Here is a 13,783-nt window from a genome sequence, read left to right as displayed (position 1 = left end):
GACATGACCACCGATTTCACCCAGAAGCGCTCGGAAATCCTGGCGGTGACGACGGCACCCTGAGCTGCCGATCAAGATGAGCTCGGATAGAGACAATCCCTGCACGCGCGGACGGAAACTCGAATTCCGGCTGGAAAACAAGCCGGCACGCCGGCGCAACTATGGTGCTCTTGCTCGACCGCGATATCCGGCCCCGCAGACCCAGCGTGGAGCCCGGCATGCGACAGGAAGGGCGGGACGAGAGCCGGCGCAGTTCTCGTGTGAATGGCCGGTTCCCCGCCCTGGCGACGGGAGATCGTTAGCGGTTCAGCTAGAACCGGTATCCCAGCAGCAGGGCGGAGATCACCGGATTCACATCGACATGGGTCTCGCTGCGAGCGAGGCGTTCGCCGTTGTCGTCGTGGATCTCGATGATGGAGGTTTGATCCAGGCGCAGAAACGACACCGAGCCGATGACAGACCAGCGCGCCGAAAAGCGCCAGTCGAAACCGGCGTTGACGATGTACCCGAACCCGCCTTCGGCCTCGGCGGACACGCTGGTCTCGCCGGGATTCCCGGTCGCCAGTGCCAAGGTCTGGCCAAACTGCTGGTTGAGCGAGTCGCGCAGATCGGGATCGAGCTCCTCGTCTGTGTAGAAGGTGTAGGTCGTGCCCAGTGCCAGACTCGGGCGAAACGCGCGGGACGGATCGCGAAACACGTACTGAAACAGCACGGTGGGCGACCAGAGCCTGGCGGAGGCCAGCGGGTTGTTCTCGGGTGCGCCCAGATCGACCTCGATCACGTTGCCCGATGGTCCGGTGGGCCGAACCACGCCTTCGCCCTTCAACTCGAACTTGGGCGGAATGCCACCTTCCAGCTTGACCGTGATGTGATCGGTGAACGCCCGCGCATAGGCCAGCAACAGCGTCTGTGATTCCGAGACGTGGGCCTTGGTGCCAGGGGAGGAAAACGTCGGATCAATGCCCAGCAGGGTACCCAGCGCGCTGTCCTGCAACTCGGTATATACGGGATCGCTGTGCTCCCGCGGGGAGAAATGCGCACCGCCGATCAGCAACTGGTTCCTGCCGTCCCAGGCCGTCGCCCCGGGGCTGCCCATCATCAGCAGCAAGGCTGTCGCGATCCGCAGCATCGCGGCACGGGATCGTCTTTGCTCGCTCATCTCGCACCATCCGGTCGACCCCGTCCCGCGCGTGACCCGCATCACTGTGACCGGCCTTGAACAGGATTGTTCAGCTTGAACACGCCGACTCCGTCGGTTATCAATCCTGGTTACAAAGGGAGGGGGCGAATCTCGGATGCCTGTTTTCGAACTGGTCGCGGCGATCGTGCTGGGCGTGGGTGTGATCGTGCTGGCGCCGCTTTGCCTGCGGCAGCGGCGCGTGATTCGCCGACTGCGCGAGGCCGCCGACTCACTGTCCTCGGCCCGGAATGAGACCGAAGCCGTCGTGCATGAACGCGAGCGCATCTATCGCGATCTGCACGATGACATCGGCGGCCGGCTGCTGACGCTGGCGCATGGTGATCACGACCCGGCGGTCAGCGCGCTGGCCCGGGATGTTCTGCACGACCTGCGGGCCGTCGTCTCCAGCACCCAGTCCGCCGAAGGCACGTTGCTGGAGATCCTCGCCCAGATCCATGACGAGATGGAACAGCGCCTGGAAACGATGGGCGTCACGCTGATCTGGCAGCAGGCGCCGAACGTGCCCGACCCGCAGTTACCCGAAGCCGACGCGCTGCATCTGTACAGGATCGCCCGCGAGGCGATCAGCAACAGCGTGCGCCACGCGCATGCCTCGCGCATCCGCATCCGGGTCAGCGCCACCGGGCCGCTGTTGCTGATGGATTTCACCGACGACGGGGAAGGCATTCCGCAGGAGCGCATCGGCAAGGGTCGCGGCACCTCCAACATGCGCAAGCGCGCCGAGGAACTCCATGGCGACATCGACTGGAATCCGGGCACCGAGGGCGGCACCAAGGTCGTGCTGCGCGTGCCGATCCCCCCATCTGAGGGGAGCAGCGCAGCCCCACCACAGGCGATGATCAGGTCATGAGCGAGTCGTCAGACAACGAACAGGTCGCGTTGCGACAGGGTCTGGTGGTCGAGGACCTGCCGGCCTCGGCCGCCTGGCTATGCGATGTGCTGGAGGAGGTGTTTCCGGACATGGCGGTCCAGCAGGCCGACTGCATCGCATCCGGGCGCAAGGCCATCGAGACCGCGGTGCCGCAACTCGCGCTGATCGATCTGGGCCTGCCGGACGGCTCGGGCATCGAGCTGATCCGCAAGCTCGCCCACGGCGGCGAGACACCGCACATCATCGTCTCGACGATCTACGCCGACGACCGCCATCTGTTTCCGGCCTTGCGCGCCGGTGCGACCGGCTACCTGCTCAAGGACCAGTCCCGGGAGCGCGTGACCCGGTCGCTGCGGGGCATCGCGGCCGGCGAACCGCCGCTGTCGCCGCGCGTGGCGCAGCGGCTGCTGCGCATCTTCGCGCACGAGCAGGAGGAGCCCGAGGCGCCCTTGTCACCACGGGAACGCGAGGTGCTCACGCTGATCGCCAAGGGTTTTCGCCTGCCGGATGTCGCCGAAACCATGGGCGTAACCCGCAATACCGCAGCCGGCTACGTGAAAGCCGTGTATCGCAAGCTGAACATCTCCAGCCGGGCGGAAGCCGCGCTGGAGGCCAGCCGCCTGGGACTGGTCGGCGATCTGTAGGGAAGCACTGATTGAATCCCTGGTCCGGCGGATTTCCAACGGCTGATGCGACGGGTAACCTGCGCGGATGCGTTCGGTTCTGCTCATCATCGGTCTCGGTCTGCTGCAACAGGCGTTTGCGGCGGGGCCAGAACCCGTCTCCACGGTCATCAACGATCCGATCACCACGTACCGTACCGGCCCGGAACTCGTCGACTCGGCCAGTCAGTACTTCCGCTCGCAGGCCTGGAAGAATCCCGACTGGTACGACGTCTGCCTGACTCCGGACTACGTGGCGAAACCGGCCATCTGCGACGAGCCGACCGACCGCATCCCGATGACCCGCAATGTGCCGACGCTGATCTCGGATCTGCGGCCCGGCATCGATGCGCGCGACCAGACCACGCAGTGGTCGCTGGCCACGCACTACGACCGCGGCCAGTACATCCCGCGTGACCGTCCCGAGGCCGCGAAGTGGTACGCGGTGACGGCCCGGGACGGCATGGCCGCCGGTCAGTACGAGCTGGGCACGATGTACGAGGAAGGGATCGGAGTCGAGCAGTCGGACCAGGCGGCGTTCTCGCTTTATCAGGCCGCCGCCAATCAGGGTTATCAGCCGGCGCTGCGACGCGAGGCGAGTCTGATCGCCGGCCGCGACTACCAGGTCCGCATGGACGGCGGCGTGCTCTACGACCGCCCCGAGGCGCTGACGGGCTACGGCCTGCGCCGCCCGTTGCCCGGCGGCATGACCGTGCTGGTATTCGATCGCCTGCCTGACTGGTACCGGGTGTACGTGGGCGACCTGGACCGCTGGGGCTGGATGCGCCGGGCGCATGTGGAGTTTCGCGTCGACGGTTGATCCCGCGACGCTAACCGATTCGTCTCGATCGATGACCGGTGCACGCTCGCTCCCCGTTGCGCCACTGGGCTGGCTCAGCGGCCTGCTGCCGTTCACCGCCGTACTGATCTGCACCGTGATCTCGATGCAGCAGGCACTGATCCCGCAGTGCCTTCCCCTCATCGAAGGCTGCACCACCGTCAGCGCCACCGGCCGCCATGGCGCGCCCTACTTCATCTTCAAGGCGATGGTGATTCCGTCCGGCGTCATCCTGATGGGGTTCTGGGTTGTCAGCGGGCTCTGGTGCCTGGAACTCGGCCGCCGCCTGGCCGGCATCAGCCTGCTGATCGCCGGGCTGGTCGGCGCCGGCTTCCTGATCGTGTACGCGACGTTCCTGGGCTCCGACGGCATGTGGTACGACTGGCTGCGCCGCTTCGGCGCGCGGATGTTCTTCGCGCTAACCGCCTTTGCCCAGCTGCTGCTGACCGCCGGCGCCTGGACGGGGCTCGCGCCACGCCGCCCGCTGGCGCTGCGGGTCATGCTGGGACTGTGCGTGGTTCAGTTGCTGATCGGCCTGGCCAGCCTGCCGGCGCCGCTGGCGCTGGCCGACCCGGACGCCATCCAGAACATCGTCGAATGGAACTACGGTCTGGCGATGCTGCTGTTCTTCCCCGTCGCCGGCGAGCTGCTTCGCGAACAGCGCCTGCGTCTGGCGCTGGTCAGGGCAACCGCCGGAACCCGAAGCTGACCAGGATCAGCGGACTGTGCGAGGCCACGGCCGGCACGCTCAGCACCATGTCGTTCGGCACCGCGAAACAATCACCCGGCCGGGTGTCCTCCGGCACGATGAACCGGTGCTGGGCCAGACTGGAATGCTGGAACAGGAACCGGGTGTCGCCGGACAGCACATAGGTCAGCGACGCGATGCTGCGTTCCGGCTGGTGCGACGGAATCTGCTGACCGCGACGCACGACCAGCACGTCGGCGGATTGCAGCGCAATCGCTGGCGAGTTCATCAACGCTCGGCAGAACTTGATCGCACGCAACCGCAGCAATTCAGCCTCCGGCACCTCCCAGCCATCAAACTCCTCGATCCGCGCGTGCCCTCCGGCCCGAGGCGCCGCGCGACTGCGATCCTCCTCGGCCTCGGCCAGCGCCTCGAACAGACTGTCGTGATACCGCGCGTGATCGTCGAAGCGAATCCGCCCGATGGTCGGCGAACTGTGGACCAGATCGATGGCCAGATGCTGGGGCCAGACCGGAATCGGCCCGCTTTCGATGTCCATCGTCTGTGTCATGGCGCAAGCGTCTCCGGCACCCAGTCCCGGTGCTGTTCGAAACGAACCCGGTGATGCACGATCCGGCCGAGTTCCAGATAGTCCACCGAACACACATCCACGCGCAGCAGCGCGAAATGTGACCGCGCGTCCTCGACCGTGGCGATCGCTGATCCGGGGTCGATCCGCGCCCCCGGATTCACTGCCAGCGCGTACTCCCGACGCTGGCCATCGTGCAGGCCCGCCCAGGCCGACTCCACGCCGGCGCCATCCGTGTCGACCGACGCCGACCCGGCCAGCCGCAGCTGCATGCCAGCCGACGCATCGTAAAACATCCACTCCACCCTGGGCCGCATTCCGATCGAACCGACCTTCGCGCTGCGACGGTCGGTGTACGCGATCAGCCGGGGGGCGGAGCGATCCACCGCGCGCAACACCACCGAGCGAACCGACGGCCCGTCCGCATCACAGGTGGCCAGCGCACCGACGCGCAGCGGATGGCTGGCGTCGGAAACCGCCGCTTCCAGGGCGGTCCAGAGTTGGTGCCAGGTGGCGTTCAAGGCCGCAGCGCGGTCTCGATCGCGTCGACCAGGTCAGGGTCCGAGGGCTGGGTGGCGCTGGGGAACGCGTGAATGACCCGGCCATCGCGTCCGAGCAGATACTTGTGGAAATTCCACTGCGGGTAACCGCCACCCGCCGCGGCCAGCGCGGTGTAGAGCGCGTCCTGCGTGCCTTCGGCAGTGGATGTCTTCTCGAACATCGGGAAGCGCACACCGTAGGTGAGCCGGCAGAATCGCGCGACGGCGGCCTCGCTGCCCGGCTCCTGCCCGCCGAAATCGTTGGACGGGAATCCCAGCACCACGAAACCGCGATCACGGTAGCGGTCATAAAGCGCTTCCAGTCCGTCGTACTGCGGTGTGTATCCGCACTTGCTGGCGGTATTCACGACCAGCACAACCTGATCCGCGTAGGCCTCGCAAAGGCGAACCGACTCGTCGCCGGCCAGCCGGCGCTTGGTGACATCCAGCGGACCGTCGCAGCTCGCCCCCGCCGCCGGCCCGAACGCCATCGCGGCCGCGACCAGGCCCGTCATCATCCAGTGCTTCATGGGTACGCCTCGTTCGTCATCGGTTTCGGTAACCACGCTCGCCGACCTCGACATCGACCACGCGTCCATTCTCGATCCAGGCGATCCGCAGCAATTGATCCGGCCCGAAATTGTAGATCCAGCGCTCACGCACCACCTCGATGCGATGACCCTTGAGGTGCGCGCCAAAGCCGCGGTAGTCGTGATGGTCCACGGGCCGCAGCACGCGTGCGATCTCGGTGTCATCGGGCAGGCCGCAGCTTGCGATCAGACGGAACTTGGACAGCCCCTCGACCACGTCGAAGGAATCGCAACTGCCGTTACCGGTATCGCGGAACCCGTAGCCGTCCTGGTCGATTTCCACCAGTGAACCCCGCCGGAACCGCAGCACCCGGATGAGCTGGCGCGGGCCGAAGTTGTAGTACCAGGTCTCGCTGTCCGCGGAGGCAACATGGCCAAGGTAGTAATGTCCCGCCGCATCGACCAGGTCCGGTTCGCCACACAGCGAGCGCACCCGCAGGCGGCTGTCGCCGGTCTCGATGATCTGGCCGTCACAACGAAACGCGGCCTCGGCGTGACAACACGCCGTCAACATGAGCAATGCCAAGATTGCGTGAAATCGAGGTCTCATACCCTGTGAGACAATCCTTTCCGGTCATCGTCGCCCATCGAACAAGACCCTATCGATGAAACAATCATCCCGCTACGCTGCACGGCGCGCCGCCCCACCGCAACGTCTGTCCGCCATCCCCGGCCGATGGCTGGACCTGTTCCTGGTCGCGGCGGCACTGCTGCCACCCCTGCTACACGCCGAGCCGGTGCGACGGGACCACATCAACGTGGAACTGGTCGCGGCCTCCGACGCGGCGGTCCCCGGCGAGACGCTGACCGTCGCGCTGCGCCTGGAGCCGGACGACCACTGGCACACGTACTGGCGCAACCCCGGCGACTCCGGCCTGCCAACCCGCATGGAGTGGTCGCTTCCCGACGGCGTGACCACCAGCGACATCCTGTGGCCGTTCCCGGAACGCCAGCCGATGGGGCCGCTGACCAATTTCGGCTACTCGGGCGAGCATTTCCTGCTGACGGAAATCAACGTGCCGACGGACTTCGACGCGGACTCGCTGTCACTGGCGACGGCGGCCAGCTGGCTGGTCTGCGACGATGTCTGCATTCCCGGCTCCGCCGATCTGACCCTGGACCTGCCGGTCCGCGACAGCGCGAACCCGAGCCGCTGGGCACGGCAGATCGAAGCGGCGCGCGAGCATGTCGCCACGCCGCTGACGGTGCCGGCGCAGTATGCGATCGATGGCGACCGCGTTCGCATCCAGCTGCCTCCCGACGCGCTGGGTGATCCGGCATCCACGCTGTACTTCCCGGCCACGCCGGAGCTGGCCAGCAACACCGACCAGCCCGTGTTCCGGCGCTCCGATCACGTGCTGGAAATCGCCGTGGCGACCAGCGAGTACCTCGGCGAGCCGCCCGCGAGCACGGAGCATGTCGTGGTACTCGACGACAGCCGGGCGGTGCGCTTCACAGCACGGTTGATCAGCGCGGACGCGCTGGTGCCGGTCGCCACCGAACCGGCGTCCGCACCAGCCGGCGCCAAATTCAGCCTCTGGCTCGCGATTCCCTTCGCCCTGCTCGGTGGGCTGATCCTGAACCTGATGCCCTGCGTGTTCCCGGTCCTGTCGATCAAGGCAGTATCGATCGCCCAGCAATCCGCCAGCGAATCGGCCCATCGCCGCGCCCACGCGCTGTCATACACCGCCGGCGTGGTCGGCGGCTTCCTGGCGCTGGCCGTCGGCCTGCTGGTGCTGCGCGAGGCCGGTGAACGGATCGGCTGGGGCTTTCAGCTGCAATCGCCGGTGTTCGTGACCATTCTCGCCTGGGTGATGTTCGTGCTGGGGCTCAGTCTGGCGGGGGTTTTCGAGGTCGGCACCCGACTGATGGGCGTGGGCGACTCGCTAACCCATCAAGACGGCAACCGCGGCGCGCTGATCACCGGACTGCTCGCCTGCCTGGTTGCCACACCCTGCACCGCTCCGTTCATGGGGCCGGCCATGGGCTTCGCCATCACCCAGCCCGCGGCGGTGGCGCTCACCGTGTTCGCCGCGCTGGGACTGGGCATGGCTCTGCCCTTTCTGCTGATCGGATTCGTTCCCGCCGCGGCGCGGATGCTGCCGCGACCCGGCGCCTGGATGCTGACGTTCAAGCAGTTGATGGCGTTTCCGATGTACCTGACCGCGGTCTGGCTGATCTGGGTGCTGGGCCGGCAGACCGGCGTCAATGGCATGGCCATCGGCCTGACCGGCATCGTGCTGCTGGCCTTCGCCGTCTGGCTGTGGGGCCGGCGCCCGCTGGACGGCCCGCAGCGCGTGATCCTGGGTGCAATGGCCTGGGCGTCGGTGGTGCTGGCCTGCGTGCTGCTCGCCTCGCCGATGCTGCGCTCGGCGCCGCCGGGCACGGCGGCGGACACCGCGGTAACCGCGCACGGAGGTGAGTGGGGCGTCTATACGCCGGATGCCGTGACCGAACTGCAGGCGCAAGGCCAGGCGGTCTTCGTCAACCTCACCGCCGACTGGTGCGTGACCTGCCATGTCAACGAGCGCGTGGCACTGAACACCGGCGAGGTGATCGCGGCGATGGAACGCTCCGGCATTGTCAGACTCAAAGGGGACTGGACCAACCGCGATCCGGTGATCACGACGGTTCTGGAACAGTACGACAGGACGGGCGTGCCCCTTTATCTGCTCTACCCCGGAGAAGCGGGTGCCCAGCCCAGAGTACTGCCACAATTGCTGACACCACAGCGCGTCATCGAGGCGATCGACGCGCTCTGATCTCAACGCCAAGGAGGCCTGATCATGCGTCATCTGTTCGCCCCGCTCGTGCTGCTCGCGCTTTGCCTCGGCACCGCCCAGGCCAAGGTCGCCCCGGGCAATCCGGCACCGGACTTCACGCTGCCCAGCGCCTCCGGCGAGACCGTCTCGCTCAGCGACTACAGCGGCAAGACCGTGATCCTGGAGTGGACCAACCACGGTTGTCCGTTCGTCCAGAAGCACTACGACAGCGGCAACATGCAGTCGCTGCAAACCCGTTATACGGGCGATGACGTGGTGTGGCTGTCCATCATCTCGTCCGCACCCGGCAAGCAGGGCCATGTGACGCCGGAAAAGGCGATGGCGCTGACCACGGCGCGAGAAGCCACGCCCACGCACGTGCTGCTTGACGAGGACGGCACCGTCGGCCGGATGTATGGCGCCAAGACCACGCCGCACATGTACGTGATCGACACGGAGGGCACGATGCTGGCCTACATGGGCGCCATCGATTCCATTCCCAGCGCGAATCCCGCCGACATCGAGCAGGCGATGAACTACGTCGATACGTCGATGACCGCACTGGCCCAGGGCGATCTCCCGGACCCGGCCTCCACGCGACCCTACGGCTGCTCGGTCAAGTACTGATTCGCGGCGCGGCGGGCGTCGCCGGGCCAGGCCGGCGATGTCTATCGGTCAGGAACCGGAACCGCCGGCGCCGACCCTGGCGAGGACGCGCAGCGTGAACAGCGTCAGCAGGGTCACGCCCAGCGCGACTATCCATGCCTCGACGGCGACGATCACACCAACGCCCGCGACCATCAGCAGCGAGGCCGCCGTGGTCAGGCCGCGCACGCGGTCGTCGCCCGACACGAAAATGGTGCCGGCACCGAGAAACGAGACGCCGGCGACAATCGCCTCGACCACGCGGATCGGGTCGGTGCGCATCGCATTGCCGGCATCCGCGCCGAAGCGGTCGATCAGCAGATCGGCCGAGCCCACGAGCAGCGCGGCCGCGCCGCCGACCAGCATGTGCGTGCGAAACCCGGCGGCCTTGCCGTCGGCCTCGCGCTCGAATCCGATCACGCCGGCCAGCGCCATGGCCGCGGCCACCTTGCCGACGAGAATGACTTCCTCGATCACCATGCCGGGGGCGTCTCGCTGCGGCCGCTGACGTAGTCGTCCAGCGCCTGCAACCGAGGCAGATGCGGCTTGACCGCCGCCCAGTCCTTGCGTGACGGTGCGGCGGCCGACGCGGCGCTCTGCAGCTCGATCATCTCCGCCTCGAACTCGCCCTGCTCCATCAGCCCGGCGGCGCGCAAATCCTTCAGCCGCTGCATCTGGCGCTGCCGTTCCGGATCGGTGACGGAACCGCGGGTCAACGCGGCCCTGGCCTCGGCGATGCGCGCGCCGTGCGCGCGGAACTGCGCGGCACCGGTGTAACCGGCCTCGGCGATCAGTTCGTCTCGAAGCCCGGACTCGGGCTCCGCCGCCTGCGATTCGTGCAGTGCGAGCCGGGTCTGCATCCAGCGCTGAACATCGGCCTCGGTCAGACCGCCGGCCACCGCCGCGATCGCACAGGCGGGCAGAATCAGCGCCAGCCAGAACAGGCGGCGGCCCGGCACGGGATCAGGCCTCATCCCGTTCCAGCTTTTCCATCAGCGGCCGGATCAGGTCCATGGGCAGCGGGAAGATGATGGTCGAGTTCTGGCCGCTGGTGCCGGTACTGACATCCAGCAGCGTTTGCAGGTAACGCAACTGCATGGCCTGCGGCTGCGAGGACAAGGCCTTCGCCGCCTCCGTCAGCTTTTCGGCGGCCTGCTGCTCACCCTCGGCGTGAATCACCTTGGCGCGGCGCGACCGCTCCGCCTCGGCCTGGCGCGCGATGGCGCGGATCATCGACTCATCGAGGTCCACGTGCTTGATCTCGACGTTGGACACCTTGATGCCCCAGGCGTCGGTGTGACGATCGAGAATGCTCTGGATGTCCTGGTTGAGCTTGTCGCGCTCGGTGAGCATGTCGTCCAGTTCATGCTGACCCAGCACCGATCGCAGCGTGGTCTGCGCGAGCTGGCTGGTCGCCGCGTAGTACTGCTCGACCTGCAGGGTGGCCTTGCCGGCGTCCACGACGCGGAAATACACCACGGCGTTGACCTTGACCGACACGTTGTCACGCGAAATGACGTCCTGGGTCGGCACGTCCATGACGATGACACGCATGTCCACCTTCATCATTTTCTGCAGGAACGGGATCACCAGGATCAGGCCCGGCCCCTTGGTTCCGGTGTATCGCCCCAGGGTGAAGATGACGCCGCGCTCGTACTCGTTGAGGATCTTGATCGACGAGGCGATCAGCGCGATGAACGCCACGACGACGATGGAAATCATTGGTGTCATTTCGAGACCTCCGTTTTGGACCACCGACCCCGGTCAACCGGGACGGTGAATCGGTTCAACCTGCAACTCCAGCCCTTCCCGGCTGACGACGCGGAATCGATCACCGGCCATCAGCGACTGCGTGGGGCGGACCTTCCAGGTTTCGCCCGCCACCACCGACCATCCGGCCTCCCCGGCCGCCAGCGGCGTATCCGCGGTACCGGTTTCCCCAACCAGCGCCTCGGCCGCGGTCGAGACCGGCGCATGCCGCGCCCGCATCAGCATCCACAGGCTCAGCCCCACGCCGGCAATGCCGACGAAGGCGATGCCCCCGATCACGCCCAGGTTCACGCCGTAGCCCGGCACATCGGCGTCCATCAGCATGATGGAACCGAACACGAACGCGGCGACCCCGCCCAGCCCCAGGGCACCGAAACTGGGCGCGAAGGCCTCGGCGATCATCAACGCGACGCCGAGCGCCATCAGTGCCAGACCGGCGTAGTTGACCGGCAGGGCCTGGAACGCGAACAGCGCGAGCAGCAGCGAGATCGCCCCGACCACGCCGGGCACGATCGCGCCGGGGCTGTAGCCCTCCAGCAGCAGCCCGTAGATTCCGATCATCATCAGGATGTAGGCCACGGTGGGGTTGGTGATGATCGACAGCAGTTCGATGCGCCAGTCCGGCTCCACGCGTTCCAGCGTCAGCGCGGCGGTGTCCAGCGTCACCTCACCACCGGAGACCTCCACGGTCTGGCCGTCGATCTGTTTCAGCAGATCGCCGACATCCCGCGCGATCAGATCGATCACGCTGTCGGCCAATGCGGCATCGGCGGACAGGCTCACGCCCTCGCGGACCGCGCGCTCGGCCCAGTCGGCATTGCGACCCCGACGTTCGGCCAGTCCGCGGATGTAGGCCACGGCGTCGTTGACCGCCTTGCGCCGGGACGCGGTGCCGGCATCGGCCGGTTCCGATGGCCGGTCGCTTTCGGCTTGTTCCGAATCGGAATCCGTCGACTCGGCGTCCCCATCCGACGGCGCCGGCTTGTCGGGCTGCCCGCCCGGCGAGCCGCCGACCGGGATCGGTGTCGCCGCGCCGAGGTTGGTCGCCGGCGCCATCGCCGCGATGTGGCTGGCGTAGAGAATGTAGGTGCCGGCGCTGGCCGCGCGCGAGCCGGACGGCGACACGTAGGTAACGACAGGAATCGGACTGCCGAGGATGCGCTTGATGATGTCGCGCATGGCGCTGTCCAGCCCGCCGGGCGTGTCCAGCTCCAGGATCAGCAGGGATGCGCCGCCCTCGATCGCCGCATCCAGCGAAGCCTCGAAATAGGCCGCGGTCGCGGGGCTGATGGCGCCGTCCAGCGCCACGATCACGCCCTGTCCGGACGTTTCCGCCCGGCTTTCGGAGACGGTGAGCAGCGTGCTCAAACCGACCATCAGTAGAGCCATCCATCGCATGCGGCGAGCGTACCACCACTGTTCCGCGCATGCTCCGCGACCCGCCCTCGCGACACGCGCTGGCCGGATGCCCCTGCGACGGATGACAAGCGCCGGGGCTTCTGCCAATGTCCGGGTTTCACCAGCATGCCCCGGGAGACCTCCGATTTCACGAACGAGCGTGAGCTACTCCGTCGGCGAAGAAATCGCCCACACCATCACGCACGGCCTGGGCGCCGTGCTGGGCATTGGTGGTCTCGCGGTGCTGGTCGGCTTCGCCGTCCCCACCGGCGACGTCAAGCTGCTGGTGGGTTGCAGCGTGTTCGGCGCGACACTGATCGTCACCTACACGGCCTCGGCGCTCTACCACGGCATTCCGCACGAAACCGCGAAGCCGGTGCTCAAGGCCATCGACCATGCATCGATTTATCTGCTGATCGCCGGCACCTACCCACCCTTCGCCCTGTCGGTGCTGACACCGCCCTGGGGCTGGAGCCTGTTCGCGGTGGTCTGGAGCCTCGCGGCGGTGGGCGTGATCTTCAAGGTGTTCACCGCCGGCCGATACGACTGGTTTTCCGTCGCGCTGTACCTGGGCATGGGCTGGGTCGCGGTCGTGGCCACCAAGCCCATCATCGAGCTTTTCCCCCTGGGCGGCATTCTGCTCATGCTGGGGGGCGGCATCGCCTACACGTTGGGCGTGGTCTTTTACTTGTGGCGCTCGCTGAAGTATCACCATGCCATCTGGCATGTGTTCGTGATCGCCGGCAGCCTGCTGCACTATTTCGCGGTGCTGTTCTACGTGATTCCGTACGTCAGGCACTGAGCCGGATACGGCGAGGACTCGAAGGTGCTCGAGCGATGAACGCGAACAAGCCTCAACGCCCGAAACCGCCACCGCGGACACCGCGCGCCCTGCGCCAGAAACTCGTCCAGCGCGCACCCGAGCTGGAACGGCGCGCCTATGCGCGCTTCGCCCGCCCCAACCGGTGGGGCTTCGAAATCACCCGAATCCTGCCGGTCACGCTGGGCACATCGATCGGCCTCTGGGCGTTCGCGCCGCTGAAAACAATGCGTACGCTCACGCCATACGTCGGCGCCGCGGCGCTGATCTGCGCCGGGCTCTACCTGTTCCGCGTGCTTGCCCGGATCGGACATTTTTCCAACGAGCATCTGGCCCGGCTTCCCGATCCGGGGCGCCCCTCGCTGATCCGGCTGAGGCGGTCGCTGTACCGGATGGCCGTGGTACTGATC

17 protein-coding genes are annotated in these 13,783 nt (G+C 66.9%); 8 read left to right on the top strand and 9 right to left on the bottom strand.

Annotated elements, in window-relative coordinates:
- Positions 1-310 precede the first annotated feature (310 nt).
- Entirely contained in the window at positions 311-1,159 is an 849-nt protein-coding gene (locus ABNS06_RS08415) for an OmpW family outer membrane protein (RefSeq protein ID WP_348673858.1), read from the bottom strand.
- A 136-nt stretch (positions 1,160-1,295) separates the two neighbouring features.
- Between ABNS06_RS08415 and ABNS06_RS08410 the strand changes: the two genes are divergently transcribed.
- The 4 genes from ABNS06_RS08410 to ABNS06_RS08395 all read left to right on the top strand — a co-directional run bounded on the left by ABNS06_RS08410 (position 1,296) and on the right by ABNS06_RS08395 (position 4,281).
- Positions 1,296-2,051 (top strand): ATP-binding protein, encoded by a 756-nt coding sequence (locus ABNS06_RS08410; protein WP_348673856.1) that lies wholly within the window; start codon positions 1,296-1,298, stop codon positions 2,049-2,051.
- Positions 2,048-2,716: a response regulator transcription factor gene (locus tag ABNS06_RS08405; protein ID WP_348673855.1), complete on the top strand. Its 669-nt coding sequence runs from the start codon at positions 2,048-2,050 to the stop codon at positions 2,714-2,716. Before ABNS06_RS08410 ends, ABNS06_RS08405 begins: the two co-directional genes overlap by 4 nt.
- A 67-nt stretch (positions 2,717-2,783) precedes the next feature.
- The gene (locus tag ABNS06_RS08400) at positions 2,784-3,554 is read left to right on the top strand and encodes a tetratricopeptide repeat protein (protein ID WP_348673854.1); all 771 of its coding nucleotides are present in this window, start codon (positions 2,784-2,786) and stop codon (positions 3,552-3,554) included.
- Between the two features lie 31 nt (positions 3,555-3,585).
- Positions 3,586-4,281 (top strand): hypothetical protein, encoded by a 696-nt coding sequence (locus ABNS06_RS08395; protein ID WP_348673852.1) that lies wholly within the window; start codon positions 3,586-3,588, stop codon positions 4,279-4,281.
- Here ABNS06_RS08395 and ABNS06_RS08390 read toward each other — a convergent pair.
- Genes ABNS06_RS08390 through ABNS06_RS08375 form a run of 4 tightly spaced genes read right to left on the bottom strand, consistent with a single transcriptional unit; the run spans position 4,253 to position 6,492 of the window.
- Positions 4,253-4,831 (bottom strand): hypothetical protein, encoded by a 579-nt coding sequence (locus ABNS06_RS08390; protein ID WP_348673851.1) that lies wholly within the window; start codon positions 4,829-4,831, stop codon positions 4,253-4,255. The two genes, ABNS06_RS08395 and ABNS06_RS08390, sit on opposite strands and share 29 nt — an antisense overlap.
- Positions 4,828-5,370, bottom strand: a complete 543-nt coding sequence (locus ABNS06_RS08385) for a pyridoxamine 5'-phosphate oxidase family protein (RefSeq protein ID WP_348673850.1) — start codon at positions 5,368-5,370, stop codon at positions 4,828-4,830. The genes ABNS06_RS08390 and ABNS06_RS08385 overlap by 4 nt, the downstream gene beginning before the upstream one ends.
- A complete protein-coding gene (locus ABNS06_RS08380) occupies positions 5,367-5,918 on the bottom strand; it encodes a glutathione peroxidase (RefSeq protein WP_348673848.1) in 552 nt (183 codons plus the stop codon). The genes ABNS06_RS08385 and ABNS06_RS08380 overlap by 4 nt, the downstream gene beginning before the upstream one ends.
- 16 nt (positions 5,919-5,934) lie before the next feature.
- Positions 5,935-6,492 (bottom strand): DUF2845 domain-containing protein, encoded by a 558-nt coding sequence (locus ABNS06_RS08375; protein ID WP_348673846.1) that lies wholly within the window; start codon positions 6,490-6,492, stop codon positions 5,935-5,937.
- Positions 6,493-6,583: 91 nt separating this feature from the next.
- Here ABNS06_RS08375 and ABNS06_RS08370 point away from each other — a divergent pair, with 91 nt between their 5' ends.
- Both ABNS06_RS08370 and ABNS06_RS08365 read left to right on the top strand, forming a co-directional pair.
- Entirely contained in the window at positions 6,584-8,740 is a 2,157-nt protein-coding gene (locus tag ABNS06_RS08370) for a thioredoxin family protein (RefSeq protein ID WP_348673844.1), read from the top strand.
- 24 nt (positions 8,741-8,764) lie between these two features.
- On the top strand, positions 8,765-9,367 hold the full coding sequence (locus ABNS06_RS08365) for a redoxin domain-containing protein (protein ID WP_348673843.1): 603 nt from the start codon (positions 8,765-8,767) through the stop codon (positions 9,365-9,367).
- Between the two features lie 48 nt (positions 9,368-9,415).
- Here ABNS06_RS08365 and ABNS06_RS08360 read toward each other — a convergent pair whose 3' ends face one another.
- The 4 genes from ABNS06_RS08360 to ABNS06_RS08345 are packed head-to-tail and all read right to left on the bottom strand — an operon-like array spanning position 9,416 to position 12,532.
- Entirely contained in the window at positions 9,416-9,865 is a 450-nt protein-coding gene (locus tag ABNS06_RS08360; protein WP_348673841.1) for an MgtC/SapB family protein, read from the bottom strand.
- Complete coding sequence (locus ABNS06_RS08355; RefSeq protein WP_348673840.1) at positions 9,859-10,359, bottom strand: hypothetical protein; 501 nt, start codon at positions 10,357-10,359, stop codon at positions 9,859-9,861. The genes ABNS06_RS08360 and ABNS06_RS08355 overlap by 7 nt, the downstream gene beginning before the upstream one ends.
- Positions 10,349-11,116: a slipin family protein gene (locus ABNS06_RS08350; protein ID WP_348673838.1), complete on the bottom strand. Its 768-nt coding sequence runs from the start codon at positions 11,114-11,116 to the stop codon at positions 10,349-10,351. Before ABNS06_RS08350 ends, ABNS06_RS08355 begins: the two co-directional genes overlap by 11 nt.
- A 33-nt stretch (positions 11,117-11,149) precedes the next feature.
- Positions 11,150-12,532: a nodulation protein NfeD gene (locus tag ABNS06_RS08345; protein WP_348673836.1), complete on the bottom strand. Its 1,383-nt coding sequence runs from the start codon at positions 12,530-12,532 to the stop codon at positions 11,150-11,152.
- 181 nt (positions 12,533-12,713) lie between these two features.
- On the opposite strand from ABNS06_RS08345, the gene ABNS06_RS08340 reads away from it, so the two are divergent.
- Both ABNS06_RS08340 and ABNS06_RS08335 read left to right on the top strand, forming a co-directional pair.
- Positions 12,714-13,355, top strand: a complete 642-nt coding sequence (locus tag ABNS06_RS08340; RefSeq protein WP_348673834.1) for a hemolysin III family protein — start codon at positions 12,714-12,716, stop codon at positions 13,353-13,355.
- Between the two features lie 35 nt (positions 13,356-13,390).
- Positions 13,391-13,783 (top strand): hypothetical protein (locus ABNS06_RS08335; RefSeq protein WP_348673833.1); only part of this gene is annotated, 393 nt, incomplete at its 3' end.

The sequence above is a fragment of the uncultured Abyssibacter sp. genome (genome assembly GCF_964000955.1).
Classification (GTDB): Bacteria; Pseudomonadota; Gammaproteobacteria; order Nevskiales; family OUC007; genus Abyssibacter.
The sequence above is the reverse complement of the archived record's forward strand: the minus strand, read 5'-3'. Positions and strand labels throughout refer to the sequence as shown.